The sequence below is a fragment of the Rhodococcus sp. 66b genome (assembly GCF_002076325.1).
In the GTDB taxonomy this organism is placed as follows: Bacteria; Actinomycetota; Actinomycetes; order Mycobacteriales; family Mycobacteriaceae; genus Rhodococcus_F; species Rhodococcus_F erythropolis.
Window position 1 is genome coordinate 16,309 of record NZ_MUZB01000006.1, and the last position, 25,684, is coordinate 41,992.

General features: G+C 61.8%; 25 protein-coding genes and 1 pseudogene. 11 read left to right on the top strand and 15 right to left on the bottom strand.

Annotated features, from left to right (window positions below):
* The gene (locus tag B0E55_RS12410; RefSeq protein ID WP_080909801.1) at window positions 1–876 is read right to left on the bottom strand and encodes an SGNH/GDSL hydrolase family protein; all 876 of its coding nucleotides are present in this window, start codon (window positions 874–876) and stop codon (window positions 1–3) included.
* A gap of 137 nt (window positions 877–1,013) precedes the next feature.
* Between B0E55_RS12410 and B0E55_RS12415 the strand changes: the two genes are divergently transcribed.
* Window positions 1,014–2,297: a PucR family transcriptional regulator gene (locus tag B0E55_RS12415; protein WP_080909802.1), complete on the top strand. Its 1,284-nt coding sequence runs from the start codon at window positions 1,014–1,016 to the stop codon at window positions 2,295–2,297.
* Window positions 2,298–2,669: 372 nt separating this feature from the next.
* Window positions 2,670–3,398: a YdcF family protein gene (locus B0E55_RS12420; RefSeq protein WP_029256486.1), complete on the top strand. Its 729-nt coding sequence runs from the start codon at window positions 2,670–2,672 to the stop codon at window positions 3,396–3,398.
* Between the two features lie 73 nt (window positions 3,399–3,471).
* Here the strand turns inward: B0E55_RS12420 and B0E55_RS12425 are convergent, their stop codons facing one another.
* The 4 genes from B0E55_RS12425 to B0E55_RS12440 all read right to left on the bottom strand — a co-directional run bounded on the left by B0E55_RS12425 (window position 3,472) and on the right by B0E55_RS12440 (window position 6,959).
* Window positions 3,472–5,136 (bottom strand): DHA2 family efflux MFS transporter permease subunit, encoded by a 1,665-nt coding sequence (locus tag B0E55_RS12425; RefSeq protein WP_080909803.1) that lies wholly within the window; start codon window positions 5,134–5,136, stop codon window positions 3,472–3,474.
* A 48-nt stretch (window positions 5,137–5,184) separates the two neighbouring features.
* Entirely contained in the window at window positions 5,185–5,643 is a 459-nt protein-coding gene (locus tag B0E55_RS12430; RefSeq protein WP_128636562.1) for a MarR family winged helix-turn-helix transcriptional regulator, read from the bottom strand.
* Between the two features lie 71 nt (window positions 5,644–5,714).
* Entirely contained in the window at window positions 5,715–6,146 is a 432-nt protein-coding gene (locus B0E55_RS12435) for a MarR family winged helix-turn-helix transcriptional regulator (protein ID WP_019745731.1), read from the bottom strand.
* A gap of 144 nt (window positions 6,147–6,290) precedes the next feature.
* On the bottom strand, window positions 6,291–6,959 hold the full coding sequence (locus B0E55_RS12440; protein WP_080909804.1) for a DsbA family protein: 669 nt from the start codon (window positions 6,957–6,959) through the stop codon (window positions 6,291–6,293).
* Between the two features lie 139 nt (window positions 6,960–7,098).
* Here B0E55_RS12440 and B0E55_RS12445 point away from each other — a divergent pair, with 139 nt between their 5' ends.
* Window positions 7,099–7,926, top strand: coding sequence for a helix-turn-helix domain-containing protein (locus tag B0E55_RS12445; protein ID WP_080909931.1), 828 nt, complete (start codon window positions 7,099–7,101; stop codon window positions 7,924–7,926).
* Here the strand turns inward: B0E55_RS12445 and B0E55_RS12450 are convergent.
* Both B0E55_RS12450 and B0E55_RS12455 read right to left on the bottom strand, forming a co-directional pair.
* Window positions 7,913–8,908, bottom strand: coding sequence for an ABC transporter substrate-binding protein (locus tag B0E55_RS12450; protein WP_080909805.1), 996 nt, complete (start codon window positions 8,906–8,908; stop codon window positions 7,913–7,915). The genes B0E55_RS12445 and B0E55_RS12450 overlap by 14 nt on opposite strands.
* A 6-nt stretch (window positions 8,909–8,914) precedes the next feature.
* Window positions 8,915–10,309: an MFS transporter gene (locus B0E55_RS12455; protein ID WP_080909806.1), complete on the bottom strand. Its 1,395-nt coding sequence runs from the start codon at window positions 10,307–10,309 to the stop codon at window positions 8,915–8,917.
* A gap of 119 nt (window positions 10,310–10,428) precedes the next feature.
* On the opposite strand from B0E55_RS12455, the gene B0E55_RS12460 reads away from it, so the two are divergent.
* Complete coding sequence (locus tag B0E55_RS12460; RefSeq protein WP_080909807.1) at window positions 10,429–11,091, top strand: TetR/AcrR family transcriptional regulator; 663 nt, start codon at window positions 10,429–10,431, stop codon at window positions 11,089–11,091.
* A gap of 6 nt (window positions 11,092–11,097) precedes the next feature.
* On the opposite strand, the pseudogene B0E55_RS12465 reads toward B0E55_RS12460, so the two are convergent.
* Window positions 11,098–12,317 (bottom strand): annotated as a pseudogene (locus B0E55_RS12465) (SfnB family sulfur acquisition oxidoreductase).
* Between the two features lie 98 nt (window positions 12,318–12,415).
* Here B0E55_RS12465 and sfnG point away from each other — a divergent pair.
* Window positions 12,416–13,540 (top strand): dimethylsulfone monooxygenase SfnG, encoded by a 1,125-nt coding sequence (gene sfnG / locus B0E55_RS12470; protein WP_080909932.1) that lies wholly within the window; start codon window positions 12,416–12,418, stop codon window positions 13,538–13,540.
* Window positions 13,541–13,552: 12 nt separating this feature from the next.
* On the opposite strand, the gene B0E55_RS12475 is transcribed toward sfnG, so the two are convergent.
* On the bottom strand, window positions 13,553–15,079 hold the full coding sequence (locus B0E55_RS12475) for an aldehyde dehydrogenase family protein (RefSeq protein WP_080909933.1): 1,527 nt from the start codon (window positions 15,077–15,079) through the stop codon (window positions 13,553–13,555).
* A 127-nt stretch (window positions 15,080–15,206) separates the two neighbouring features.
* On the opposite strand from B0E55_RS12475, the gene B0E55_RS12480 reads away from it, so the two are divergent.
* Together B0E55_RS12480 and B0E55_RS12485 are read left to right on the top strand one after the other, a co-directional pair.
* The gene (locus B0E55_RS12480; protein ID WP_007730792.1) at window positions 15,207–16,349 is read left to right on the top strand and encodes an acyl-CoA dehydrogenase family protein; all 1,143 of its coding nucleotides are present in this window, start codon (window positions 15,207–15,209) and stop codon (window positions 16,347–16,349) included.
* Between the two features lie 9 nt (window positions 16,350–16,358).
* Window positions 16,359–17,051: a GntR family transcriptional regulator gene (locus tag B0E55_RS12485; RefSeq protein ID WP_019745722.1), complete on the top strand. Its 693-nt coding sequence runs from the start codon at window positions 16,359–16,361 to the stop codon at window positions 17,049–17,051.
* A gap of 9 nt (window positions 17,052–17,060) precedes the next feature.
* Here the strand turns inward: B0E55_RS12485 and B0E55_RS12490 are convergent, their stop codons facing one another.
* Complete coding sequence (locus B0E55_RS12490; protein WP_241896058.1) at window positions 17,061–17,681, bottom strand: TetR/AcrR family transcriptional regulator; 621 nt, start codon at window positions 17,679–17,681, stop codon at window positions 17,061–17,063.
* Between the two features lie 116 nt (window positions 17,682–17,797).
* Here B0E55_RS12490 and B0E55_RS12495 point away from each other — a divergent pair, with 116 nt between their 5' ends.
* The 3 genes from B0E55_RS12495 to B0E55_RS12505 all read left to right on the top strand — a co-directional run bounded on the left by B0E55_RS12495 (window position 17,798) and on the right by B0E55_RS12505 (window position 21,243).
* Window positions 17,798–18,667 (top strand): oxygenase MpaB family protein, encoded by an 870-nt coding sequence (locus B0E55_RS12495; RefSeq protein ID WP_069145432.1) that lies wholly within the window; start codon window positions 17,798–17,800, stop codon window positions 18,665–18,667.
* Between the two features lie 104 nt (window positions 18,668–18,771).
* A complete protein-coding gene (locus B0E55_RS12500; RefSeq protein WP_020971091.1) occupies window positions 18,772–19,911 on the top strand; it encodes a serine hydrolase domain-containing protein in 1,140 nt (379 codons plus the stop codon).
* A 237-nt stretch (window positions 19,912–20,148) separates the two neighbouring features.
* A complete protein-coding gene (locus tag B0E55_RS12505; protein WP_042953148.1) occupies window positions 20,149–21,243 on the top strand; it encodes a GGDEF domain-containing protein in 1,095 nt (364 codons plus the stop codon).
* 9 nt (window positions 21,244–21,252) lie between these two features.
* On the opposite strand, the gene B0E55_RS12510 is transcribed toward B0E55_RS12505, so the two are convergent.
* Window positions 21,253–21,465, bottom strand: a complete 213-nt coding sequence (locus tag B0E55_RS12510) for a hypothetical protein (protein WP_020971089.1) — start codon at window positions 21,463–21,465, stop codon at window positions 21,253–21,255.
* Window positions 21,466–21,497: 32 nt separating this feature from the next.
* Window positions 21,498–22,928, bottom strand: coding sequence for an MFS transporter (locus B0E55_RS12515; RefSeq protein WP_080909809.1), 1,431 nt, complete (start codon window positions 22,926–22,928; stop codon window positions 21,498–21,500).
* 63 nt (window positions 22,929–22,991) lie between these two features.
* Here B0E55_RS12515 and soxR point away from each other — a divergent pair, with 63 nt between their 5' ends.
* The gene (soxR, locus tag B0E55_RS12520) at window positions 22,992–23,432 is read left to right on the top strand and encodes a redox-sensitive transcriptional activator SoxR (RefSeq protein ID WP_020909439.1); all 441 of its coding nucleotides are present in this window, start codon (window positions 22,992–22,994) and stop codon (window positions 23,430–23,432) included.
* A gap of 12 nt (window positions 23,433–23,444) precedes the next feature.
* Here soxR and B0E55_RS12525 read toward each other — a convergent pair whose 3' ends face one another.
* The 3 genes from B0E55_RS12525 to B0E55_RS12535 all read right to left on the bottom strand — a co-directional run bounded on the left by B0E55_RS12525 (window position 23,445) and on the right by B0E55_RS12535 (window position 25,633).
* Window positions 23,445–24,251 carry an ABC transporter ATP-binding protein gene (locus B0E55_RS12525; RefSeq protein WP_020909438.1) on the bottom strand — a complete coding sequence of 269 codons (807 nt, stop codon included), beginning with the start codon at window positions 24,249–24,251 and terminating at the stop codon, window positions 23,445–23,447.
* 15 nt (window positions 24,252–24,266) lie between these two features.
* The gene (locus B0E55_RS12530) at window positions 24,267–24,971 is read right to left on the bottom strand and encodes a FadR/GntR family transcriptional regulator (protein WP_080909810.1); all 705 of its coding nucleotides are present in this window, start codon (window positions 24,969–24,971) and stop codon (window positions 24,267–24,269) included.
* A 101-nt stretch (window positions 24,972–25,072) separates the two neighbouring features.
* Window positions 25,073–25,633, bottom strand: coding sequence for a QsdR family transcriptional regulator (locus B0E55_RS12535; protein ID WP_003943195.1), 561 nt, complete (start codon window positions 25,631–25,633; stop codon window positions 25,073–25,075).
* Between the last annotated feature and the right edge of the window lie 51 nt (window positions 25,634–25,684).

The following is a 25,684-nucleotide window of genomic DNA, read 5'->3' on the forward strand; positions in this document are numbered from 1 at the left end:
TCAGGACAGAGCGTCGGCGATGGTTTTGCCGATCGCCTGCATCCCGGCCGCAGTGGGATGCAGTGGAACCGCCGGCTGGGTAGGGACGATTCCGGTGTAGTAAGCAGTGGCAGGGTCAGTGCAGATGTCATGCCCGGCAGTGGCTTCGGTGATGTCGATGTACTCGACGCCGTGACGGGCCGCCGTTGCTGCCATGACCGTGTTGCCGTAGTCGATCACACTCTGGAGATAGTCGGCGTCGCGCGGCCAGAACGGCTGGGTGCCGGGGCACCCGTCGGCGGCGATGTATGTTCCGTATCCGATCACGACGATGCGCGCCGAGGGCGCCCGGTCGCGAACCGATTCGAGCATGGAACTCCAACCTGCGGAGGCATTTTCGACCAACTGTCGCTGTTGGTCGACGCCGCCTGCGGTGAACTTGTCACGGCAGGACGTTCCGGTGGGTTCGGGGAGAGGATTTACGCAGCTCAGAACTGTCGGGAACAACGAGATGTCGTTGGCGCCGATTGTGATGGTGACGAGGTCGGTATCGGGCCCCAATGCTGTTTCCTGCGGCGGTACTTGACCGGAGAACGTCGATTGTGCGGTGTCCGTGACGTTGGCGGATCGCGCCGACGAGCAGGTCACATCCGTGAGGTGAGCGTCGAGTCTTTGCGCCACCACGGAAGGGTAGTTGTCGAGTGATCGTAGGCAGCCCGGCGCCGATGAATCTTGTTCGGCGACCAGCGGGCCGGCCGCCGCGGAATCGCCGAGAGCGACGTATTGGATGGGGCTGGCATGCGTTTCGGCATGTGACACACCGGTCCCGAGTGCCGCGATCGAACCGGCAGCCACGACGCCTGCCAGAATGGCTGCGCTGTGCGTTTTCCACGTCACTCGAGGCTCCTATTTGGTCGAAGGTGGGACTTCCAGGTACGCCGCTGATTGTGAATTCGAGAGTGGCGTGGGTTACATAGTGATAGGAAAAAGGCAGGTCGGCCTTGTGGTGGCAATTCAATTCTGTGGAGGGTTTTGTGTCAGGAAACAAAGATCTGCCGCTCGAACCGATAGTGGTTGGCGGCAGATCTCTAGCCGACCGATTGGCGCAACGCACCCATCCGCTGGTCAATGCGACGGTCGATCTGGTCCACCGCGACGTCACCTTCTACCGGTTGCTTCCGGACGAGGCGTTGCGTAACGACGTGACGACCATCGTGAGGCGAAATTTGGAACTGTTCATTTCGATGCTCCGGACGGGCGCAGATCTGGCGCCCGAAACGCTCGCCGACATCAGTGAGTCGGCCCGGCAGCGAGCCCAGGAATTGGTCCCGCTCGGCGAGGTGTTGCGGGCGTATCACCTGGGTGCAGGGCTGTGGTGGGAGACGATCAGCGAATGGGCGGTTCCGGAAGACGGAGTTGCGCTGGCTCGCACCGGACGACTCTTGAATGCTTACACCGCGGCCTCCACGTCCGCGGTTCTTGCCGGCTACGGTTCCGACCACGCCACTCAGACGGACGAGGATTCGGCGCGAAGGTCCCTGTTCGTAGCACTTTCGACGGGTGTCGACGTGGATCGGGTCTCCGACGAGGTGGGGATCAGGTTGGCGCGCCTGTACTGGGTGGTGGCGCTGCACGTCGAGCGGAATGACGACGAGTCCTCGACCGAGGTGGACACTGCCGTCGCCGAGCGGAGGAAGGTGCGCCACCTGCAACGAGAGCTCGATCAGGTGGGGCGTGACAAAGCCCTCGGGGTGCTCGGGAGCAGCGGCGGAGCCGTACTGATTCCCATTGTGGAATCGGAACCCGCAGAGGGAAACTGGGCGTCGAGTCCGCAGTATTTGTCATTGTGTCGACGTTTGGGTGATCTCGAGAAGGTCATCGGTGCATCGACGGTTGCCGCTGTACACGTCGCGGCGCCCACGGCAATTCCAGCGGCGGTCACGCAGGCGCGCGAGGTGCTGAACGTTGCCCGAAAGTACGGACGCACCAGTGGGGTCGTCCGTCTCGAGGATCTTGCAGTGGAGTATCAACTGACCCGCTTCAGTGCTGCGCTGCCGATACTCGCAGATGTGTTGTTGCCGTTGGAGTCCGATAGCGCGGTACTCGAGACGCTCGAATCTTTCATCGACTCCGGATTCGATCGAGCCGCCACCGCCCGGCAGCTACACGTACATCCGAACACAGTGGTGTACCGCCTGCGAAAGGCGAGTTCCCTGACGGGACTTGACCTGTCGTCTCCGAAGGATCTTGTGCAAGTCACCATGGCGCTGGGAGCGCGTCGCGCAATCGGTATGGAGGCGGACTCTTCCCAAACGTGATGCGTCTGTGGTTCTCGGTGAACGAGCCGGAGGGCTGGCGATCGGGTGGGGAGACATGGCCAGGCGCCGTATGTCGGGCTACCCACACACGGTTCGGGTGGTCCGCCCGTCGAGACCCGGCAGAGCTTGTCGGTTTCGCGAACCCTGAATTGATCTTCGACACCTCGGCCGGGACGGAGCGGGCGAGAACACCTGGATGCAACATCGTGATCTGTGACAACGAATTGTTGCCGTTCCGCGTTGTCAACCTTCTCGGTGACTCTGCTGCTCAGATAGATAATGCGGCGGGCGCGTCGATACGAGATGCTGGTAGATGACGGTTTCGAACCCGAATTGTTGCCCAATATTTATGTTTAGTCTGTGTGACGGTCAGTGAACAGTAAATTTGAGTCAAATGATGCAACCGTGGCGAAATGTTCGCTACCGTGTGCTGGACAACCGACAATCTGGGGGTTCGGCTACATGGCAAATGTTCGCAGGTCTGTGACGAAGGGATTGATCGCTGCTTCGGTGATCGCCGCAGCTGGCGTGGGCCTTTCGCCGGCGACAGCGAGCGCCGACATCACACCGACCACGGTCGTCAACGGTATCTTGTCGACTGTCGGCGGCTGCCAGACGCCGGTGCGGTCTCTCATCCTTGCGTGCACGAGTGCTGAGACGCTGACGCGCCAGTCGCCCGTGCTGCTCGACCTCAACCCGGTGGGTACCAACATCGTCGTCTTGGGCGCCGGCCTCTTCGACGACGGCACGATGCGTCCGATGCTGGTCGACCGACTTCAGGCGGCGCTGCAGCTGGCTCGTCAGTACCCGCAGTCTCCGATCATCACGAGCGGTGGGGCCCCGAAGGCCGGAGTGACGGAAGCCAGGGCGATGCGCGAGTGGCTCGTCGCCAACGGCGTCGACCCGGGCCGGATCACCGAAGAAGGAACGTCGTGGTCCACGGTGGAGAACGCGCTCAACTCTGCGCGGATTCTCGCCGATCGAGGAGCAACGGGCGTGGTTGTGGTTTCGAGCGCCAATCACGTGGAACGCGCGATGGTGGACTTCCGGGTTGCAGTTCTCGGCCGGATCCCGGTCGCAGGCGTGATCGCTGCGACCTGACGCACCCAGCTGCCCATACAGTTCCGCGTACCGCCGGAATCACCCGGACGGTACGCGGAACTGTTTGTGGGTGCTACTTGCGTCGTTGAAACTCGTCGTCACCTTCGGTCAGAAGCGCAAGTTCGGCATCGACGGCGTCGGAATCGATCTCACCGGGAACGGCGATCTTCGCCAGGAGTTGCTCGTCACCACTTTCCGTCCGAAGCGCCTTCTCCCTGATGAAGGCGATCGCGATCAGACTCAACAGAGCCAGGATTCCGGCGATGAGGAAGACCCGTGCGGTGGCATCGCCGTACGCAGCGCGGACCACATCCTGGATCGCTTCGGGTAGTTCGTTGAGGTTCGACAGCCCTGCGCCGGATCCTCCGGACGCACTCAGATCGACCCCGATTGCGCTGAGTCCCTTGGTCGTAAGATCTGCAACGTGAGTGGAGAGCACTGCGCCGAGGACGGACACGCCTGCCGCGCCGCCGAGTGAGCGGAAGAACGAGACCGTCGAACTTGCGGTGCCGAGATCGCTAGGCGCGACGGTGTTCTGAACTGCGAGAACAAGATTCTGCATCACCATGCCCATCCCGGCGCCGAGCACGAAGAGGAACAGTCCGACCCAGAACATCGGCGTCGCGTGATCGATGGTCGAGAGGAGGAAGAAGCCTGCCGACATTGCGACGGCACCGGCGATCAGGAAGCCCTTCCAGCGCCCGAACTTCGTGATCATTGCCCCGGACAGGCCGGCGGAGAGCATGGAACCGATCACCATGGGCAGTGTCAAAAGACCTGCGGCAGTAGGAGAGTAGCCGCGGGCAATCTGGAAGTACTGACCCAAGAACACTGCTCCGCCGAACATTGCGACGCCGACGGCAATGCTTGCCAGTGTTGCCAGCGTGGTAGTCCGATCTCGGAAGAGGCGGAGCGGAATGATGGGTTCCTTGACCTTGCTTTCCACCCACAGCGCTGCGGCGAGCAGCACGACGCCGAGTCCGACGAGGAAGAACGACATCGCAGAAGCCCACTCGAAGTTCTTACCTGCCAAAGTGACCCAGATCAAAAGAGTGCTGACACCGGCGGCAATGAGGGTTGCACCGACGTAGTCGATGCTGACGTCCTTCTTGACGATCGGGAGGTTCAACGTACGCTGCACGACGATCAATGCGATGACTGCCAGCGGCACGCCGACGAAGAACGTCCAGCGCCAGCCGAGCCAACTGGTGTCCACGATCAGGCCGCCGATCAGTGGGCCGGCGACTGTCGCGACGGACATGACGGCTGCGATCGGTCCCTGGTATCGGCCACGCTCACGCGGGCTGAACATCGCCGCGATCACGATGATCACGAGGGCTTGCAAGCCGCCGAGGCCCAGTCCCTGAACAGCGCGGAAACCGATCAGCATGCCGACCGATTGCGACATGCCCGCAAGGATCGAGCCGATCGTGAACAGCGTGATGGACAGCTGGACCAACAGCTTCTTACTCACCAGATCCGAGAACTTGCCCCAGATGGGAGTTGTTGCGGTGGAAGCCAACAGCGTTGCCGTCACGACCCAGGTGTACTGATCCTGGGTGCCGTGTAGTTCGGTGATGATGGTGGGGAGTGCATTCGAGACGATCGTCGACGACAGGAATGCGACGAACATGCCGAGTAGGAGCCCGACAAGTGCCTCGATCTTCTGCTTGTGGGTCATCGGCGCATCGGTCGATGACTGAGATGGTGGAACGTCGGTAGACGTGAAAGAACTCATGAATGTCCTTGCATCGGAGAATGATTCGATCTGATCGTGCAGCGTCGGTCAGTGCGCCGCGTGGGACTCTGGGCAGGTCGAGCGTCGTAGTCGATCGAGTGCACATGCGACGTCGACGGCGTCCTCTTCGGTCCATCCGTCGAGATGGTCGATGAGTCGCTGCGCCTGGGCGCGGCGATGGAAGACCAGGGTCTGGACGCCGAGTGGAGTCAAGGACAGGAGCGATGCCCGTCCGTCGTCCGGGTCCGGTCGCCGCTGAATGTATCCACAAGATTCGGCGTGTGTGATCTGTCTGCTCAGCGTCGAGACTGTCACTCTCAACTTTTCCGCCAGATCCGTCGATCTCGTGGAATCTGCGGCCGACAACTGCGAGAGGAGGGCGCCCAGTGGGTCCGGCAACATGCCGGGGGACAGTTGGCGTGAGCCGGTCGACGAAACCTCGCGGTGGCGCCGGACTAGGGCGCGAAGGTTGTCGAGGATTGCCTCGGCACTGTCGTGAGTGAGCACGGCCACCCCCTCGAATAGTTGATATTTGCAACTATAGATCAAGTTGGTTGCACTGCACAACTACTTTGTTGTCAGTCCTCGGAACTGCCCAGTCGGTGCAGCAAGGCCGTCAGCGTGGTGATGTCGTCAGTTTCCCATTTTGCGAGTCGGGCGCGCCAACGATCGATCTGATGATTGCGGATCGTCGTGAGCTTCGTCCGAGCCTCAGGGGTCAGGGTCACCAGCTTCGCGCGAGCGTCGTCGGGGTCGGGGATCCGTTCCACCAGGCCGAGCCGAGCTGCGGCATCAATTTGCCTGGTCAGGGTGGACTTCTCGATATCGAGCGTGGAGATCAGGTCGGACATCCGCACGGCATCGGAACGGTTCAGGATGACAAGAACCGGGTAGAGCGCCGGATCGAGTTTGGGATGAATTGCACGCGCATAGGTGCGCGCCTGGGCGCGTCCTCGTTGCCACATGTCGGCAAGTTCCATCTCCAGGCCCGTGATCGGATCTGAAACCACTGTCGTTCCCCTTTGGTGCGATTCGTTCGGTCTTCATCAAACCAGAAGGGGGCCGGAGTGATTTGGGTGAAGTCACGCTGAGCGAAAGGTACGTTCGGCGTACTGAAGGCGCTGAACGTACCTTTCGCTCGGAAAGTGGGTGGGTCAAGCCACCGCATACGCCCGCACGCACGTCTTCAGGTCGCGGGTGAGATCGGCCGCTGTACTGGTCGGAGAACCGAATTTCACGACGGACCCGTCGCTCCCGTGGAACAGCAGCGTCGGAAACGAAGTGGCGCCGAGCCTGCGTGCCCGGACGAAATCGGCGCGGGCGGCGTCCTTCGAATCTGCGGTGAACAGGGAAGACACTGCGGCAGATGGGTCGAGCCCGAGCGATTTCGCTATGGCGCGGTAGGTCTCGGGATCGGAGAGGCTGCGACCGTCTCGGTAGAACGCGGTCTGCATGGCCTCCGCGATGTCGAGTGCGCGAGTCGGATCTTGTGTGCGAAGCGCGGCGAGTCCGATCGCAGCATCCGTCGAATCCATGACGAACCGCCCGTCAGACACCAGTTGTGAATATCCGTCACCGAAAGCGGCGCCGGTCTGGGCTGCGATGGTGGCGTTGGCTGATTTCAGGTACGGAGCCGAAGACATGGGTGCGACGCGTTCACCGGTGAACAGCCCGCCGCTGACCACGGATAAGTTGATGGAATCGGCATTTTGACGGACGAACTCCGTCAACGCAGGGCCGAAGCCGAAACACCACCCGCAATAGGCGTCGAAGACGTAGGTGAGTTGCGTCGTGCCTGCTGTTTTCGAGCCTGTCGATTGCACTGTTGATTCCTATCCGAGCGCGAACTGATTGATACTCTGACGGTATGTCGCATTCGGGTATTCGGTCACGGTGAAGATGAGTCCCGAACTAGTGAAAAACAGACAAGTACCCGTCCGGGACGTCGGGTACGCGTCTTCGGTGGCTGACGCGACCGAGATCGAAGTACTCAGCCTGGACACCATTCGCATCAACGGGGGTAGTGCAGAGTTCGTCGGCCCCCAACGCCCGCAGTTTCACTTACTCGCGCTGGTGACCGAGGGTTCGGCGCTACACACCATCGACTTCGTCAACTACGCGGTGAGCCCGGGGACCGTGTTCTGGGTCAGACCGGGGCAGGTGCAACAGTGGGGGCGAATCGAGGATTTCGAGGCGATGGTTGTTCTGTTCACACCCTCGTCGCTCGATGCCGTCAGCCAGCAGTTGTTGGACGGGAACGCTCACAGTCGGCAGGCAGCGTGGCAGTTGTCCGGCGAGAACCTCGAGACCATCAGCACGGGTATGAAACACCTGAACTTGAATTACGGTTGTCCGGATACTTCTGCGCCGGTCGTTCGCGCGGCCATTCTGCGGCACACGTTGACAGCAATTCTGTTGAAACTGACCCACCTCGGTGGACAGGAACAGAGTTCCGTGCTGGCACACAATGACGTGTTCGAAAGGTTTCATGCCGTTGTCGAACGTGACTTCGCCACGGTCCGTTCGGTTTCGGAGTACGCCAACAAGATCGGGTATTCCGAGAAGACTGTATTGCGAGCTACCCGAGCTGCTGCCGGAATGACGGCAAAGCAGTACATCGATCAGCGTGTGGTGCTCGAAGCGAAACGTCTGCTGTCTTTCGGCACGGACACGGTCACCCAGGTGGCGTCGAAGCTGGGGTTCGACGATTCTGCGAACTTCACAAAATTCTTCGCCACCCGGGTGGGTGTTTCTCCGCTGACCTTCCGTCAGGACGTCAGAGCGCGCTGAACGCCGCCCATCGTGCGTCGGCGCTTTCGAGGGTTCCGATGCTGTTCTGCCCCTTGCCATGTGCGATGCCGTCCAGATCCTGGATGATCCAGTAGATGGCAAAAGGATGGCTGCCGAACCAGAGATCACCGCTGACGTCCAGAGCGTGCGCCGGGTCGGGTGTCAGGTTGTCGAACAGTGGAGTGTTTCGCACGATGGATGCGTCGTACTGCTGCCCGGAAAGTACGGCGACGGTCTGCGCCGCATGCTCGGGTAGGAGTTCAGGTGAGACGGGCGAAATCGTGCCGGTGTCTTGATTGTTGGTCGCGTTGACTTCCGATGCCGGCCTGGTGAATCCGGCCTCGGTGACCAGTGTGGAGATGGGAGTGGTCGGTGGCACGGTGAACAGGTTTCCGCTGTAGCCGAGAAGGATCGCAAGGCTCTGGCCGGCAGCCGCGGACTTGACGTCTTCGAGGCCGGATTCCAGCTTTCCGATCATGGCGGTTGCTTCGCTGCCTCGATCGAGCTGTGCCCCAGCTTGTTCGAGCACGTCACGCCACGGCGCCGAGTACGGGAGGACCAAGGTTGGCGCCACGGAATTGATCTGCGCGAACAGGCTCGGTAGTGGACCGGCATTGCTCATCAGGATCTCATCGGGTTCGACGGACGCGATCTCTTCGACTGCGGGGTTGGCGAAGAAAGTCGGCTTGTCGAGAACTTCGACGCCCTGCTCGCGCAGAATCGACTTGGCGACGTCCGATCGCAGGGTGCTGTAGACGACGGTGGGCTTCACGCCGAGTGCGAGTGCACTCAGCCCCGCGTACTCGTCGAGCGCGAGAATGCGCTGCGGTGAGGCCGGAACTTCGACGGTGCCGAGTTCGTGTGTGACGGAGCGAGTTGCAGAAGCGGTTTCGGACTCGGCGGAGCTGCTGCACGCGCTTGCGCCGGCAACGGTGAGGAGAAGCGCCGAGACGATGCCGAATGCGGTTCGGGTGGTGAACATCTGAGGTCAACGATCCATTCGTGGGAAGAAGAAGGACAGGAGGGTGCCGGCCAGTAGTAGGCCGGAGCAGACGAAGAGGGCTTGGGAGTATCCGGAAACCAGTGCTTCGGTCGGTGCGCTGTCCGAACGCGCCGTCGAGGAAGCGGCGACGCTCACGAGAACGGCTAGTCCGAGTGAACCGCCGATCTGACGCGATGTGCTCAGTAGCCCTGATGCCATGCCGACTTCTTCGGGGGGAGCGTCGGCGGTGGCGACGTTACTGAGCGGCATGAACGACAGACCGATGCCGATGCTTGCCAGAAGCGAAGGCACCAGGATGACGGCCCAGAAGGGACTGTCGAGGTTCATGGTCGAAAACATGAAAGTCCCGATTGCGGCGACTGCTGTTCCGACTACGAGCAGCGGTCGAACTCCGTAGCGCGGAAGGAGTTTGGTGGACGCTAGGATGCCGATCACCAGGCCGAAGCAGAAAGGCAGGAAAGCCAGACCGGTGGTGGTCGGTGAATAGCCCAGCCCGCGTTGCAGGAAGAGTGAGACGAAGAAGAACGCGCTGAACTGGGCCGCACACACCAGGCACATGATGGCGTTGGCCAGTCCGATTCGGGGTCGAAGCAGGGTGGACAGTCGTACCAGTGGTGTGGCGCAGCGGCTTTCGACTACGACAAAGGCAGTCAGCAGGACGACCGTGAGTGCGAATCCACCCACCACGTAACCCGAAGTCCAGGAATGTGATTCCGTGGCGATCACTGTGCCGACTAGGGCGGTGATTCCGGCCGTCGCCAAGATGGCTCCGGGGAGATCGAGGGAGCCACCTCTGGCGGCTTGGCCGGCCGGCAGGCCACGGGCACCTGCGACCGCGGCGATCAGGGCCACCGGTGCGCCGGCGAACATCACCCATCGCCAACTGAGCCCTTCGGTCAAAATGCCGCTCAGGACGACACCGAGTGCGCCGCCCAGTGCTGACGACATTGCGCCGATGCCGAATGCCTTGGCTCTGGCGCGTCCGGTGGGAAAGGCCTGACTGAGGGCGGCGAGCCCGGCCGGCGCGATCAGTGCAGCGCCGACGCCTTGAAGCGCCCGAGCTCCGACAAGCATTTCGGCGGACACGGAGAAGGTGCCGACGATGCTGACGAGGGCGAACAGCAGAAGCCCGGAAACCAGAACTCGACGAGTGCCCATCACGTCGCACAGACGACCGCCGAGAAGCAGCAGTCCACCGAAGGCGAGGGCGTACGCGTTGACGACCCAGGACAACCCGGCGTCGGAAAAGTTCAGCGATTCCTGGATGTCTGGCAGCGCGACGTTGATGACCGACATGTCGAAGGCCACCAGGAACTGCGCTGCCGCGGCGGCTGTGAGGACCAAAGCCGGTGCGGCTACCGCTCGAGTTGTTGTTGTCATTGCAGGTACCTAATTTGTATACGCGTTCTCATAAGTAGTTAGGTTTACCTTGCTGACGACTGAGATGCAAGGGGTTCCCCGGGCGAGGGCGTCGTAGCAGGGGCGCGCACAATCGACGGATGGCCGAAAAGATGGAACCGAGATCACCGCGGCTCGGACGTCCCCCGACGATCACGTCGGAGCAGATATTCGACGAGGCGAAACGGCAACTTCAGTCCGGCGGCGCCGACGCGTTGAGCATGCGAGCGTTGGCGAAGTCGCTCGGCACCACGCCGATGGCGCTGTACCGGCACGTGGGCGACAAGGAACAGCTGATCAGCGCGGTTCTCGATGTGTACTCACAAGATCTCGGCGCGCTGGTCCTGCCGCAGGATCAGGTCGAACGGCTTCGCATGATCTTCACCGCGATCTTCGAAACGCTGGCATCGGAGCGCTGGATCATCGAGTTGCTTCAGCGAGGTGGGCGCGGCGGGAGCGGCGCTGTGGTCTTGGTCGATCGGGCAATGGCCGCGTGTGTCGAACTCGGGATGTCGCCGCGCCGCGCACTGTTGGTCTATCGAGCGCTGTGGAACTACACACTCGGTGCACTGCTCAACATCTACGACACCACCACACGACCGGAAGGCAGTGTGTCACCTCTCGCGGTCAAGATCCGAGAAATCGGTCCCGAGAAACTGCCGGTACTCAGTGAGGTGCTCGAGGACTGGCCGGGAGGGACGACGACTGAGAGTTACCTGGAAGGTCTCGAGGTCTTGATCAGTGGATACACAAATTCCGACTGAGAGTGTTTACAACAGCCCGTGCCTCGGTGGGATTGTCCCCGACAGCGTCCAGCGGCCGATGTGTTGGACCTTCCACCTCGTCGGATCGTGCAGAGTATGCGTGCGTGCGTCACGCCAGAATCGCGAGAGGTTCGCTGATTCGCCCGCGCTTCTCGTGCCACCGATCTCGAACAGCGTGCTCGTGGCCGCCAATGACGCCCTGGCACCGACCACTTTGGCAGTTGCAGCGTCGATGGATGCTCGGGCCGTGGAGTCCTCGGTGGGATTACGACGCGCCACGTCGATCGATCGCGCCGCTTCCGCCAAGAGGGATCTGGCAGCGCGAACCTCGATTGCCGCTTCGCCGGCGAGTTGAACGAGCAGTGGATCCTCCACCGCTGTATCGACTTTCGCCTCGAAGAAGGGCCGCGCCTTTGCTGCGAGTTTCACGGATTCACGCAATGCGGCCGACGCTATGCCCGTGTCGATCGCGGCGTGCAGAATCTGGGCCTGTGCCCCGTAGGTGGTCGGGTGAGTGAACAACGATGTGAAGGGTACGACGTTGAACCGCGGCACCGACACGGATTCGAGTGTCACGGTTCCGCTCGCAGTTGTCTTCTGCCCCATGCCGTCCCAGTCGTCGACGATCGACAGTCCGGGAGTATTCCGGGGTAGGTAGACCGCGGATTTCACCTGTGCGCCGGTCTCGGTGAACTGATCCGCATTGGCGGCACGCACCACGATCCAATCTGCGAAAAGCGCTCCTGTGCAATAGAATTTTCGACCTTCGAGCACAAAGTCTTCCCCGTCGGGTGTCAGAGTCGTGCCGTCGATGTCGATGGTCTTGTTGCCGCGCTCGCTCTGGGCGTTGGCGAACTGCTTACCCGACAACGCCTCGGCGTAGAAGAACTGCTTCTGCTCGTTAGACCCCTGGTACCGGAGCGCTTCCAGGAAAGTGAAGTGGCTGTGCGGAATCTGCGCGATGCTGGGATCGCCCTCGGCGAGTAGGCGGAAGACCTCGGCCAACGTCTCGGTGCTCGCGTCGATGCCACCGAACTCCTTCGGCACCGAGAGCCCAGCAGACCGGACTGCGCCAGGGTGCGAACCTCGTCGTGGGGAAGGAGGCGCTGCGCATCGCGGACGCCGGCACCTGCCGCGAACTCGTCGGACAGCTGTGACGCTACCGAGAGCGCCTCGTCTTCACTGGTGATGCGGTGCGCGATCTCCTGAATGTCCACAGCAGTCATGCTGCCACCGTTTCACAGTCGCAGCACCCACCCAACACTTACAACCTGTGTGATCGCTACCCTGGAAACCCCCGGGAACTGCATGTTTGCTGGATTTCATGTCTACTGAACGTATCGCCGACGAGATCAAGTTCGCCTACTGGGTGCCCAATGTCAGTGGTGGTCTGGTCACCTCCGACATCGAGCAGCGGACCAGCTGGGACTACGAGTACAACAAGAAGTTGGCGCAGACCGCCGAGAACAACGGCTTCGAGTACGCCCTGAGTCAGGTTCGTTACGAGGCGAGCTACGGGGCCGAGTTCCAGCACGAATCCACGAGTTTCAGCCTTGCGCTGCTCCTGGCCACCGAGAAGCTCAAGGTCATCGCCGCCGTGCATCCCGGACTCTGGCAGCCGGCAGTGTTGGCGAAACTGGGCGCTACCGCTGACCACCTGTCGAACGGTCGATTCGCCGTCAACGTCGTCAGTGGTTGGTTCAAGGACGAGTTCACTCATCTGGGCGAGCCGTGGCTCGAGCACGACGAGCGCTATCGGCGTAGCGCCGAGTTCCTTCAGGTTCTTCGGAAGATCTGGACCGAGGACGACGTCGATTTCCGCGGCGACTTCTACCGCATTCACGACTTCACGTTAAAGCCTAAGCCTCTGAACACTCCGGAGCGACCCAATCCCGAACTGTTCCAAGGTGGTAACTCGGCGGCAGCCCGTGTGAACGCCGGTCGCTATTCGGATTGGTACTTCAGTAACGGCAAGGACTACGACGGCGTCACCGAACAGTTGGTCGACGTCCGCCGTGTTGCTCGCGAGAACGATCGTGAGGTCAAGTTCGGGCTCAACGGGTTCATCATCGCCCGCGACACCGAGGCCGAAGCAAAAGACACGCTGCGAGAAATTATCGCCAAGGCGAACCGTCCCGCAGTCGAGGGTTTCAAGAATGCAGTCCAACAGGCCGGCGCGTCGACCTCGTCCAAGGACGGGATGTGGGCAGATTCGACGTTCGAGGACTTGGTTCAGTACAACGACGGCTTCCGCTCACAACTGATCGGCACACCGGAACAGATCGCCCATCGGATCGTCGAATATCGCCGTCGCGGTGTTGATCTGATTCTCGGCGGATTCCTGCACTTCCAGGAAGAGATCGAGTACTTCGGGGCCAAGGTGCTCCCGCTGGTTCGTGAACTCGAAGCAGCCGCTAGTGACGAGCAGGTGCTCGTCACCGCCGGCTGATCGCCTGGCCTCTCAGGACTTTGCGTGGCGCTTCGCCAGCATCCAACGAGAGATCTTCATGTCCCGAGCTTTTCGCTCGATGGTCAGCAGGTCCAACGGAGCGCTGAATTTCTGAACGGCCAGTGATTTCACACTGCTGAACTCACGCAGCCCATCGGCTCCGTGGATACGCCCGAACCCGGAATCGCCGACCCCGCCGAACGGCAGGGCGGCGATTCCGGCGAATCCGAGAACCGAATTAACCGTGACGACACCGCATTCGAGCTTCTCGGCAATCGCTCGACCCTTCGACGAACTCTTGGTGAACACCGAGGCGCCCAAGCCGTACTTCGACGCATTGGCACGCTCGATCCCCTCGTTCATGTCGGCGACCTTGTTCACCACGACGCTCGGGCCGAATGTTTCCTCGGTGATCGCCGTGGAATCCTCCGGAACATCCGTCAGGATGATCGGATCGATGAACGGACCGTTGAACGAATCAAGTCCGCCGAGTACAGCTTTCGCGCCGCGACTGAGAGCGTCTTCGATCTGGCCTCGGACTATCGCAGTCTGCTTTCCCAGCGTCATCGGCCCGTAGGTCGAGCTGTCGGTGGCGCCGGCGTGGGCGTCCCGAAGCGCGGCGGTGAGCTTGGACAGGAAGGCGTCGTACACGGGCGCTGCGACGTAGATTCGTTCGACGCCGGCGCAGGTTTGTCCGCCGTTGCCCACTGCCCCGAATGCGGCGAAGCTCACGGCCGCATCGAGATTGGCGTCGGAGTCCACCAGCATGGCGTCCTTGCCGCCGCATTCGGCGACCAGGGGAGTGAGGGTGTCCGCGCAGGCGGCCATCACGCGCTTTGCGGTAGCCGTCGAGCCGGTGAATGCGATCTTGTCGACACCGGACGAACACAGAAGTGCACCGGTTTTTCCGTCACCGGTAATGGTCTGCAGGACAGGGTGTCCGGGTGCGGCGATGTTCCACAGCCGGGCCAATTCGACGCCGACGCCTGGTGAGAGTTCGCTCGGTTTGAAGACGACGGCGTTGCCGGCGGCCAATGCGTAGCCGATCGACCCCATCGGTGTGTACAGCGGATAGTTCCAGGGGCCGATCACACCGACGACGCCCATCGGCCGGTAGCCGACGGATGCAGACTGGTTGGCGCTGATCAGTCCTGCACCGACGCGTCTGCGGCGCAACACTTTCTGTGCGTTGCGTGCCGCCCAGTCGAGATGTTCGACGGCCAGCATGACTTCGAGAAGGGCGTCGTCGCTGGGTTTTCCGGTCTCGGCGGAAATGATCGCCGCCATCGATTCGGCGTGAGTGGCGATCGCGGCGCGGAAATTACCGAGCACCTTCCGGCGGCCTTGGAATCCGAGTTGATCCCACCACTTCGACGCCGTGCGTGCTGAGGCGACCGCTTTCTCGATCTCTTGCTGATCTGCAATGGGGTGCTGCGCGACCACGGAATCGTTGCGAGGGTCGAGGCTCGCGAAGGTGTGATCGTCCGATTTCGGATCTGTCGACGTGGACGTGCTCTGGCGGCCGAGCTGTTCTGTCATGTTCTTCAGATCCTCCACATGTCGGTGCATCACATATATGTGATGTGATTTACTGTGCTGGTAGTCACAGTATGCGTCGGACCGAGCTCCGACAAGCCTCCAGCCTCATCTCACTCGGGAGTTTTCGATGTACATGGATTTCACGCAGGAGCAGTCTGATTTCGCCAAGTCGGTAGCGTCGTTCTGCAAGAAGGAAAGTGGTACCCGTGAGCAGCGAGACCTGCTGACCGATCATGGCGCCCATAACCACAACCAGGCGTTCTACGAGAAGATGGCGGAATTGGGTTGGCTCGGGCTGACTGTCCCGGAGGAATACGGCGGATCTGCCGGAAGTACGGTCGACCTGTGCATCTTCCTGGAGGAAGCAGCCAAGGGCATGGCGCCGATCGGTGGACTGGGCCCGACCGTCATCACCGGGGCTGCATACGAGAAGTTCGGCAGTCCAGCCCAGAAGGAGGCAGTGCTCGGCGGGATCGTCCGTGGCGCGTCGCAGTCGATCTCGATGTCCGAACCCGAAGCAGGCTCCGACGTGGGAAATTTGAGTTGCCGCGCCGAGAAGGTCGACGGTGGGTGGCTGATCAACGGCCAGAAGACGTGGTGTTCCAACGCGCACTTCGCCGAGAACATCCTTCTGGTGGCTCGCACATCCCGAGGTGAAGGCAAGCATGAGGGCCTGACGATGTTCCATGTCCCGGCCGACATCTCCGGATTGAAGATCAGTGGAATCGACACCATGGGCGGCAAGGAGGTCAACGATCTCTACTTCACCGACACATTCCTGCCCGAGGACGCGGTGGTTGGGGAAGTCGGCAACGGCTGGCGTCAACTCATGGCCGGACTCAACATCGAACGCCTCATCCTCGCGGCGATGATGCTCGGGACCGCGCAGCGCGCTTTCGACGACACCCTCGAATTCGTCACCACGCGTAAGCAGTTCGGCCGTCCGGTCGGATCGTTTCAGGCGCTTCGCCACCGGATCGCGGATCTCGCCACGGAGATCGAATGCGGCCGTCTGCTGGTCTACAGCGTTGCCCGAATGGTCGACGCCAACCCGACCAAGATGTTCCCGCGGGAAGCGTCGATGGCCAAGCTGAAGCTGACCGAGACCGCCAAGAAGGTCGCGCTCGAGGGGATGCAGATGATGGGTGGGTACGGTTACGCGACTGAGTTCGACATGGAGCACCATGTGCGAAAGACTCTTGTGTCCTCCATTTATGGTGGTACCAACGAGATTCAGCGAGACATCATCGGCAAAACGTACGGACTGTGAGGATCGGTTGTGGCAACGTCTGCACGCACTCGGAGGGCGACATCTGAGCTGAGGAGACGGCCACAGTTGTCGGAGGACGTGGCTAACCACGTTCGTAACCTGATCATGTCCGGCGCTGTGCGTCCGGGCGAGTTCGTCAGATTGGACGAAACCGCAGCCGACCTCGGTGTCAGCGTGACGCCGGTGCGAGAAGCCCTCGTCGCATTGCGCGGCGAGGGAATGGTCGAGTTGGTTCCGCATCGCGGCTATCTCGTCTCGCCCCTCAGTCGCCAAGACATCGAAGACATCTTCTGGTTGCAGGGGCAGATCGCAGTCAAGCTGGCTTTGCGGGCGATGGACACCATCACAGCTGATCAACTGGTGGAACTCACGGAACTCAACGCCGATTTGCGAGCGGCGGTGGACGCCTCGGATGCAGCTGCGATCGAGCAGTGCGAATTCGAATTCCACCGCTTGATCAATCGCGCTGCGGGTGGTGCGAAGCTGGCATGGTTCCTGTTCGGCGCGATTCGGTACACCCCTGCTCGTCTCTACGCGACGGATCCAGGCTGGGGTGAGCTTGCGGTATCGAGCCACGACGCTTTGATCGAGGCGTTCGAGAAGCACGATCGAGAACAGGTGGACGCGCAGATGAGTCTGCAGTTCTCCGACGGCGCTGCTCGACTTCTCGCTCACCTCGACAACATCGGGATCTGGGACTGAATCAGGAGCTCAAGACGGAGGTAGGGCGGGAGCGAGCAGGATCGCTGCACATTCGGCGACCAGTTCTTCTTCCGTCACGTCGATGTATCCGTCCAGCCATGCACTGAGGGTCTGCGCCAGGCCGCCGACCAGGAAGGTTGCCGTCAGCGTCAAGTGGCCGCTGTCGTTCAATCGGTAGAAGGTCTTGGCGTTGGCGGCCAGGAGACCGATGAATATCGTCGTCGACACTCGTCGTTTCTCGGCCAGGACCGGGCTCGTCAGGGCGCTGGAGAACAGTAGACGTCCGCGACGGGGATCCTGCGCGATCGTGCGGACGATGTTCGCGATTCCGGCGAGCGCCTTGCCTCGTTCGGTCTCGGCGGCATCCACCGCGGCCTGGGTTGAAACGGCGATGTCCGTGATGACGGTGTCGTAGACGGCCGACATCAGAGCATCACGATCGGTGAAGCTCTCGTAGAAGTACCTCGCCGCGACACCGGCCTTCTTGCACACTCCGCGGACCGTCAGCTCGGGCTCGGCGGAGCCCATGAGTTCCAGCCCGGCCTCGATCAGCGTCTCTCGTCGTTGGGCTACGCGGAGCGCGCCGTCGACGCCACCGTACGAACGCGGTTGGTCATTCATGAAGACCATCTTTGCATCCCGAGATTGCTTGACATCTCGGCATTTCGGCGTTTCACTCATCTGAGAACATGCGTTCGCAGATATCGACTCGAAGGGGTTCTGCCATGACGGTGAGTAGGGATTCGATGGACGGGCGCGAGGAAGCGGTGACGGGCGGCATCGGAGCGGTCGGCGTCCAGGCGGTCGACATCGACGCCGAGGTCGAAAAGGCGATGTCCGGGCTCGGACTGTTGGCCGCAGGCGCCAACGTCATCATGCAGTTGGCGCGCCCGGCGGTGGGGTACGGCGTGTATGAGAGCAAGGTCGAGACGGGTCGGTTGGATCGACATCCGGTGAAGCGAACCCGGACGACGCTGACGTATCTCGCAGTCGCGAGCCTGGCGACGGACGAAGAAAAGAAGCTGTACCGACGCGCAGTCAACGGCTCTCACAAGCACGTTCGCTCCGATGAGAACAGCGCGGTCGAATACAACGCGTTCGATCCCGAACTGCAGTTGTGGGTAGCCGCCTGCCTGTACCGAGGCTTCGAGGACGTCTACAAAATCTTGTACGGGGATCTCGATCCGCTCACCCAGGATGCGTTCTATCAGCGAAGCGCCACGTTCGGTACAACCCTTCAGATGCGACGCGACATGTGGCCGGCGGACCGGGATGCGTTCGAGGTCTACTGGAACGAGAACCTCGGCAAGGTGGCGATCGACGAGACGATTCGTGAGCATCTCTACGGGATCGCGTCGGCGACCTTCACGCCGAAGCTGTTGCATCCCGTGGTCGGTCCGCTCAACCGATTTGTCACCACCGGGTTCCTGCCCCAGGCCTTTCGTGAGGAAATGCGGCTCCCGTGGTCAGCGCGTCAGCAGCGCAACTTCGACCGATCCATGCGGGTCGCCGCGCTGGTCAATCGGTTCAGCCCGAAGATTCTGCGGATGTTCCCCTACAACTTCTATCTCTGGGATCTGCGTCGGCGCATCGCCAAGGGAATCCCGTTGGTCTGAGCCGACTCTGACACTTGAAGTGATTGACACCACAGGTAAATCGGACACATACTCAACACAGTTGAAGTTGACGTCAAGTTTTAACTTTCCTGTGGAGGCTGTCAGTGGCGAACATCGAAGGCGTATGTGACCAGCGATTCTCTGGCTTGAAGGAGGCGCTGGCACGCAATCTCGATTCCGGCGAGGACGTCGGGGCAGCGATCGCACTGACGATCGACGGCGAATCCGTCGTCGACATGTGGGGCGGTTGGGTCGACGTCGAGCACACTGCTCCTTGGGCCCGCGACACAGTCACCAACGTCTGGTCCTGCAGCAAGACCGTGACCGCACTGGCCGCGCTCATGCTCGTCGACCGCGGGTTGCTGGATCTCGATGCCCCGGTCGCGCAGTACTGGCCCGAGTTCGCAGCAGCGGGTAAGGACCGTATTCAGGTCCGGCAACTGTTGTCGCACACATCAGGCGTTTCGGGGTGGGATCAACCGTTCACCTTGGAGAACATTTGCGACGACGCGTACGCCACAGCCCGGTTGGCGACGCAGGCTCCGTGGTGGGAGCCGGGTACCGCATCCGGATATCACGCCCTCAACTACGGCCACCTGATCGGCGAGGTCGTCAGGCGCATCGACGGTCGAACCCTCGGCCGCTTCATCGACGAGGAAATAGCCGGTCCGCTCGATGCTGATTTCCGCCTGGGCTTGCCGAAGTCCGAATACGGGCGAGTCTCGAATGTGATTGCGCCACCGCCGTTGCCGATCGACATCGCGGCACTCGGGATGGACAACATCATGGTGAAGACCTTCACCGCGCCGCCGGCCGACGCGACAGGTTCGTGGACCGACGGGTGGCGAGCCGCCGAGATCGGTGCGGCCAACGGTCATTCGAATGCGAGGGCGCTCGCAAGGATCCAATCGGTGATTGCGTGCGGTGGCAAGGTCGGTGACGTTCGCCTGCTGTCGGAGGAAACGATCGACAAGATCTTCGAGGAGCAGTCGTACGGGGTCGACCTCGTCCTCGGTGTGCCGGTCCGCTTCGGCGTCGGATTCGGATTGCCGACGCCGGAGTCCGTCCCGTTCATTCCGGAGGGGCGAATCTGCTTCTGGGGAGGTTGGGGTGGCTCGCAGATCATCATCGACACCGAGAAGCGCATGACCTTCTCGTACGTGATGAACAAGATGGGGCCGGGCCTGCTCGGTTCCGAGAGATCGGCGCAGTACGTATCGGCTGCCTACGACGCACTGAGCTGATCGATGTGACTGCGTTTGATCGAGATGACAGGGAGGGCGAAGCGCTACTCAAATCCTTGCTGAGTAGTAGCCGAGGGGGCTGGGTATAGGCCCGATTGCTAATCCCGCGGAACGGTTGGTTTGTCTGCTGCAGCTGACTATGCTGCCGGATATGCCAGTGTGCTCCGGGGGGAAATCAGCTTGTCCGCTACGTCGAAGTGTGCCCGAAAGTTGCAGACCTGCATCGGCTGACCGGCGATGAAGGGTTTCGTCGAAGTTGTCATGCGCTGGTGGCAGTTGCCGGACCAGTTCCATAGTTTCAGCAGGTACCTCGAAGACCGCGGGTTCTTGACTTCCTGCCGGGCGCTGGTCGGCGGAACGGCACTCTGGATGGGGTTGGTGTTGCTGTCGGCGCGATTCAGTGACGTCGGTCCGCAAGGTACGTTCTGGCGAGCGGTCAATCTCATGGTCATAGTCCTGTGCGTCGGCGCGGCCCTGATCTGGTGGTTGTTTCCGCCGACGCCGCTGTGGTCGTACACCTTTGTCGTGGGTTCCGACGTTGCGATTGCGGCGGCCGCCGCAACCGACTCGGAACCGATGGGACGGCTCATCGCGTGCGTCGTGTTTGCGTCGATCGGCGGCTATATTGCGTTCTTCCACAATCCGAAACTCCAAGTCGGTCACTTGGTCTTCGCCTCGATTGTCACGGTGCTTTCGGGGTGGACTTTGTTGTTCGGACCAGCAGCGGACGTCGGCTTGGGGTTGGCGAAAATCGCGGTCGTGATGGCCACCATCATTGTGATTCCCGTGGTGTCCCAAATGGTTCTGGCAGTTCTGGGATCCGACGCCACTACTTCCGACATCGACCCGTTGACCGGTCTGCTCAACCGTCGCGGACTTTCGCGTCGTGTGAAGGATCTGATGGGGCCTCCGGTGACCGAGGCCGACGCGGTTCTCGTAGTGGTGATCGATCTCGACCGATTCAAGACGATCAACGACGTTTACGGCCACGACGTGGGGGACAGCACGATCCTGCGAACGGCGCTGCGTATTCGCCTGTGGACAACCAAAGCTGCACTGACCGCCCGCGTGGGCGGTGACGAGTTCGTCGTGGTCGAGCGGGTGCCGGTCAGCGTGATAGCGAGGCTGGAAGGACAGATCCGCTCGGCAATGGACGGGGCGACCGATGATCCACCGACGAGCGCGAGCATCGGAATGGCGGTCCGCACCGCGCCCCGGCATCCGGGTGAGTCCGTCGACGAAGTCTTTGCCGAACTCTTCCGCGTCGCGGACACGGTGATGTACGAAGCGAAGCGCGAAGGTGGCAACCAGGTTCGGGCGAGCCTGGTCTGATGTGAGAGCTCAGTCGGCGAAGCTCAGGCCGCGTTCGGCGAGTGCTTCACGCAGAATCCTCAGAGCCTTCGGTCCCATCCCGTGCAGAGCGCCGAGTTCCTTCTCGGACACGGACGTCAATTGCGCGAGATGGGTGTAGCCCGCTCCGATCAGCGCGCGCTGTGCGGGAGCTCCCGTTTTCGGGAAGTCGGTTTCCACTGTGCCCGGATCCGGTTCTGTCACTGGCCAACTCCTCCGTGTGGGTTTTCCACAGTTTAGCGAGCGTCGTGAACGATTTCGGGGCTGTCGATTTTGTCGGGCGTTCGCGGAAGCGCGCGAGCTGCCACGGCAATGCCGATGATCGCGATAGCGGCGAAGGTGAGGAGAAGCAATTGCGCAGAACGAAGCGTCGACGGTTCGCCTATGTTCACCAGCGCTCCGGCCAGGGCTGCGCCGAAGGCATTGGCGATCAGCTGAACGGTGTTGATGGCAGCGGAGGCACGCGCACCTTCTCCGGGATCGGTGACCGCGGTCATCGCACCGACTGCAAGATGGGGCCAGGCGATGCCGATTCCGACGCCGGCGACCAGCAGTCCGATCACCCACGCGACCATCGCACCGGCGCCGGCGTGCTCCGTGAGAAATGCTGCCATGATGCCCAACCCGATCGCGACGAGGATCGGACCGCTGACAACGATTCGTCGCACGATACGAGGGGTAGTCGCCGAGGCGCTCGGGATTTCGCCGAGAGTCCAGCCGAGAGCGAGTGCGGCCCCGAGGAATCCGGCCGCGAGCGGTGCCAGTCCGGCAAGTCGTTGGCCGAAGAGTGGAATGAACGTCTCGACGGTCGACGCAACAGCGAGGACGACGATGGTCAGGTACACCCATTTGAGCGACGACGCGTTGAACGTCGATGGCGGTAGTACGCCGTGGCGCGAGCGACGGTCAGCGGCGACAAAGGCGATCAGTAGCAGCACAGCGACGAGAACCATTGCTGCGGTCACTGCGAGGTTGGACAGAATTCCGGCAACGCTGACCAGCAAGGCTGCCGCAGTCAGCAATGCCAGGGAGAGGACCGGCACCGGGCTACTGGTCGTGCTGCCCGGTTCATGTGCCGGTAGCGCGCTGGGGACGAGAGCTGCGACTGCGATCGTCGCGACAACCAGAACGCCGAAAGCCCATCGCCAGGCTCCGAATTGAGCAAAGACGCCGCCGATTGCAGGGCCGGCGAAGGTGCCGACTCCCCACATTGCCGAAACCAGCGCGGCCCCGCGGGTCCACAGATGTCTGGGGAGCGCGGCATTGATGACGGCGTAACCGAGACCAGCCAGCAGGCCACCTCCCGAACCCTGGATCGTGCGGCCGACCAACAGCAATTCCATGGTCGGGCTGACCGCACAGACGACGGTGCCGAGCGCGAAGATCGCGAGGCCGATCAGGTAGGCCCCGCGCGGTCCCCTGGCGGCGAGGACGTTGGTGACCAACATCGAGGAGATGACGGAAGCGATGAGGAAGACCGTCGCGGTCCAGGCGTAGTACTGCTGACCGCCGATGTCGTCGATGGCAGTCGGAAGCAGGCTGGTCGTCAGGTAGACGTTGGTCGCGTACAGCGCGACGCCGCCTGCGAGGACGGTAGCGGTGCCGAGGTATCGACCGCTCAGGAGCTGCCGCCAGGTTCCGGCGGGAGCATCGGTGGGGGAGTGCATGTTGTCGAAGGTAGAATCTCAAGTGCGCTTCAGGTCAATGTCGCGCAGCCATTGGGAGGCAGAATGATCCGTAAGAGTGACGAACTTCTCTCGATCGGTGAGGTATCGGCGCGCACCGGCGTCGCCGTGTCGGCGGTGCGCTACTACGAAACACTCGGTCTGGTTCCTGCGGAGCGGACGGCAGGAAATATGAGGAAGTTCCCGCGCCACTCGATCCGGCGGGTGTCGCTGATCCAGTTGGCAGTCAGGTTCGGGATACCTCTGGCCGAAGTCGCCGAAGTATTCGGGTCGTTGCCGCAGGGGCGAACGCCGACGAAGAAGGACTGGCGCAAGATTTCGACGGAGTGGAATCAGCGCCTCGAGGATCGCAAGCAGGCCATCAGCCGGATGCAGGACGAACTGACGGGCTGTATCGGCTGTGGGTGTCTGTCACTCAAGACATGCAACCTGCTCAACCCTGGAGACGAACTGGGCCGGGAGGGGCCCGGCGCCAGACGTCTCTGAAACTACTGTCGGTCAAACTCTTTCGCGTGGCCGCGACTGAGCATTCCACCGACCACCACGACGCTCGATCTCGATGGGATGCGAGAAGCACTCGCTGATGTTCTGGGTGGTGATCACATTCTCGGCGAGGCCGCTGGCGGTCACGACGCCGTCCTTGATCAGGAGAGCATGTGTGGTGGTGCTCGGAATCTCTTCGATGTGATGCGTCACGAGGATGCTGGCAAGTGACGGGTTCTGATTGCGGAGATCGTCCAGAGCCGTCAAGAGCTGTTCGCGCGCAGCAAGATCGAGCCCGGTCGCCGGTTCGTCGAGCAGGAGCAGGCGTGGTTCCACCATGAGTGCACGGGCGATCAGGGCTCGCCCTCGTTCGCCCTGGGACAAGTTGGGCCACAGTGCGTCCGAACGCGGACTCATCCCGAGTAGATCGATCAGTGCGTCGGCATGAGCCTCTTGCTCCGGCGTCGGTGACCACCGCGGCATTACCTCGGTGGTGTTGGTGAGGCCGGTGATCACGACGTTGCGGACGGTGATCGGAATTCCGATCGTGTGGCGCGGGTTCACGTGCCCGATGTCCATCCGCAGTTCCCTCATGTCGACTCGGCCCAGCTTGTGCCCGAGGACGTAGACGGAACCGCGAGTCGGGTGGGCGGTTGCTCCGAGAAGGCTCAGGAGGGTGCTCTTGCCTGCACCGTTCGCGCCGAGGAGTACCCAGTGTTGCCCGGGTTCGATCGAAATGTTGATGTCTTTCAACAAGTATCGGCCGTCGCGGACGAGATCCACGTGTTCGGTCGACAGAACTGTGCCATTGGGGTGTTGCACGAGAACTAACCTCTCTTAGGCGTCGAGCACACGCAACCGCCGTAAGACGGTGTCGATATTTGCTCGGGTTGCCGCTACCGCGGCTTCTGGGTCGGCGTCTTGAAGGGCCTCGACCAACTGATCATGGGCATGTGAGGTGTCGGGGACGCCGGCTTCGTGGGCCATCATCTCGACGAGGGATTCACGAAGGAGTGGACGCACCGACGTGAACAGCGAGAGCAGAACCGCGTTTCCGGACAACCGAACGACTTCGGTGTGGAAGTCGAGGTCGACGTCGACGAACTTCTCGACGTCACCCTCGAAATGACTGTGTCGCATGGTCAGTCGCCGCCGCAGGCCGTCGAGGTCCTCGGGTTGTACCCGCTCCGCGGCCAGTCTGGCGGCCTCGATCTCGAGTGCGCGACGGACTTCGAAGACCTCGAGGATCCTCGAGCGTCGAAGTAGTTTGGTGAATTCGTCGACGTGCTCGAGTTCGGACGCGGCAGCCACGAAGGTGCCGACGCCGTGTCTGACTTCGAGTAGTCCGTCGCGAGCGAGGAGGCGGATTGCCTCGCGAATCGAGGAACGCCCGACACCGAGTTCGACGGCGAGGGCCGCCTCGCTCGGTATGCGCTCGGACGGCGCCCACGTTCCTTGCCTGATTCGCTCGCGAAGCAACTGTTCGAGTTGCGGCACCAGCGGACCACTGCGAAGTGTGAATCCTGTGTGGTCGTCGGACACGGCTTGCCTCTCGTGGGGGTACCGACAGCGTAACAACTCATCAGACGTCTGAGGACTCGGGTGGGCCGTGTGTCGGAGCAGTGCTCACGCAGTCGATACCGTCAGTTACGGGTGACGCCGAGGAGCAGTGCGATCAGGTCGAGGGCCGTCTCGATCTCCGCCTTTTCCCGCCCGAGTAGAGGGGCGTAGAGGTGTACGTCGCAGATGCGAACGAGAGCTTCGCCCAGCACTTGCGGCGAGAGCGTGATCGTCAGTTGGCCGGCGTCGACCTGGGACTGCAAGATTTCGGCGGTGATGGAGGCGGAGATCGATTCGATGGAGCCGGGCATCATCGCGAGTTTGATGAACACCATTGGTTCGCGTTTGGTCAGCGCTCGCAGTTCGGTCGACGATTCCACCGACCGCATGACGCGTCCGAAGACGTCGAGGATGTACTCCGGACCTTGCCCCGACGCCTGTGACATCGCCTTCCGGTATGTCCGTTCGGTGGCCTCGGCCAGCACTGTTCCGAGCAGTTCGTCGCGATTGCCGACCCAGCGGTAGAGCGTCGCGCGGCCTACTCCGAGACGTTCGGCGAGCAGTGACATGTCGAGTGGTTCCTCCGCGAGGTACATGCTCGCGGCGGTGTCGATCGCGCGTCGGCGTTCGAGGTCGGTAGGCATCGGGACATTCTCTCCGGTTGTCCGGTACTGCACAATTTCGGCGGTCGAACA

Excerpts from the sequence above, each read along its gene's own strand:
- B0E55_RS12515 (WP_080909809.1), bottom strand. The coding sequence starts at position 22,928 with ATGCACTCCCCCACCGATGCTCCCGCCGGAACCTGGCGGCAGCTCCTG.
- B0E55_RS12455 (WP_080909806.1), bottom strand. The coding sequence starts at position 10,309 with ATGACAACAACAACTCGAGCGGTAGCCGCACCGGCTTTGGTCCTCACA.
- B0E55_RS12450 (WP_080909805.1), bottom strand. The coding sequence starts at position 8,908 with ATGTTCACCACCCGAACCGCATTCGGCATCGTCTCGGCGCTTCTCCTC.
- B0E55_RS12495 (WP_069145432.1), top strand. The coding sequence starts at position 17,798 with ATGGACGGGCGCGAGGAAGCGGTGACGGGCGGCATCGGAGCGGTCGGC.
- B0E55_RS12460 (WP_080909807.1), top strand. The coding sequence starts at position 10,429 with ATGGCCGAAAAGATGGAACCGAGATCACCGCGGCTCGGACGTCCCCCG.
- B0E55_RS12490 (WP_241896058.1), bottom strand. The coding sequence starts at position 17,681 with ATGGTCTTCATGAATGACCAACCGCGTTCGTACGGTGGCGTCGACGGC.
- B0E55_RS12425 (WP_080909803.1), bottom strand. The coding sequence starts at position 5,136 with ATGAGTTCTTTCACGTCTACCGACGTTCCACCATCTCAGTCATCGACC.
- B0E55_RS12505 (WP_042953148.1), top strand. The coding sequence starts at position 20,149 with ATGAAGGGTTTCGTCGAAGTTGTCATGCGCTGGTGGCAGTTGCCGGAC.
- soxR (WP_020909439.1), top strand. The coding sequence starts at position 22,992 with ATGATCCGTAAGAGTGACGAACTTCTCTCGATCGGTGAGGTATCGGCG.
- B0E55_RS12535 (WP_003943195.1), bottom strand. The coding sequence starts at position 25,633 with ATGCCTACCGACCTCGAACGCCGACGCGCGATCGACACCGCCGCGAGC.
- sfnG (WP_080909932.1), top strand. The coding sequence starts at position 12,416 with ATGTCTACTGAACGTATCGCCGACGAGATCAAGTTCGCCTACTGGGTG.
- B0E55_RS12480 (WP_007730792.1), top strand. The coding sequence starts at position 15,207 with ATGTACATGGATTTCACGCAGGAGCAGTCTGATTTCGCCAAGTCGGTA.
- B0E55_RS12475 (WP_080909933.1), bottom strand. The coding sequence starts at position 15,079 with ATGACAGAACAGCTCGGCCGCCAGAGCACGTCCACGTCGACAGATCCG.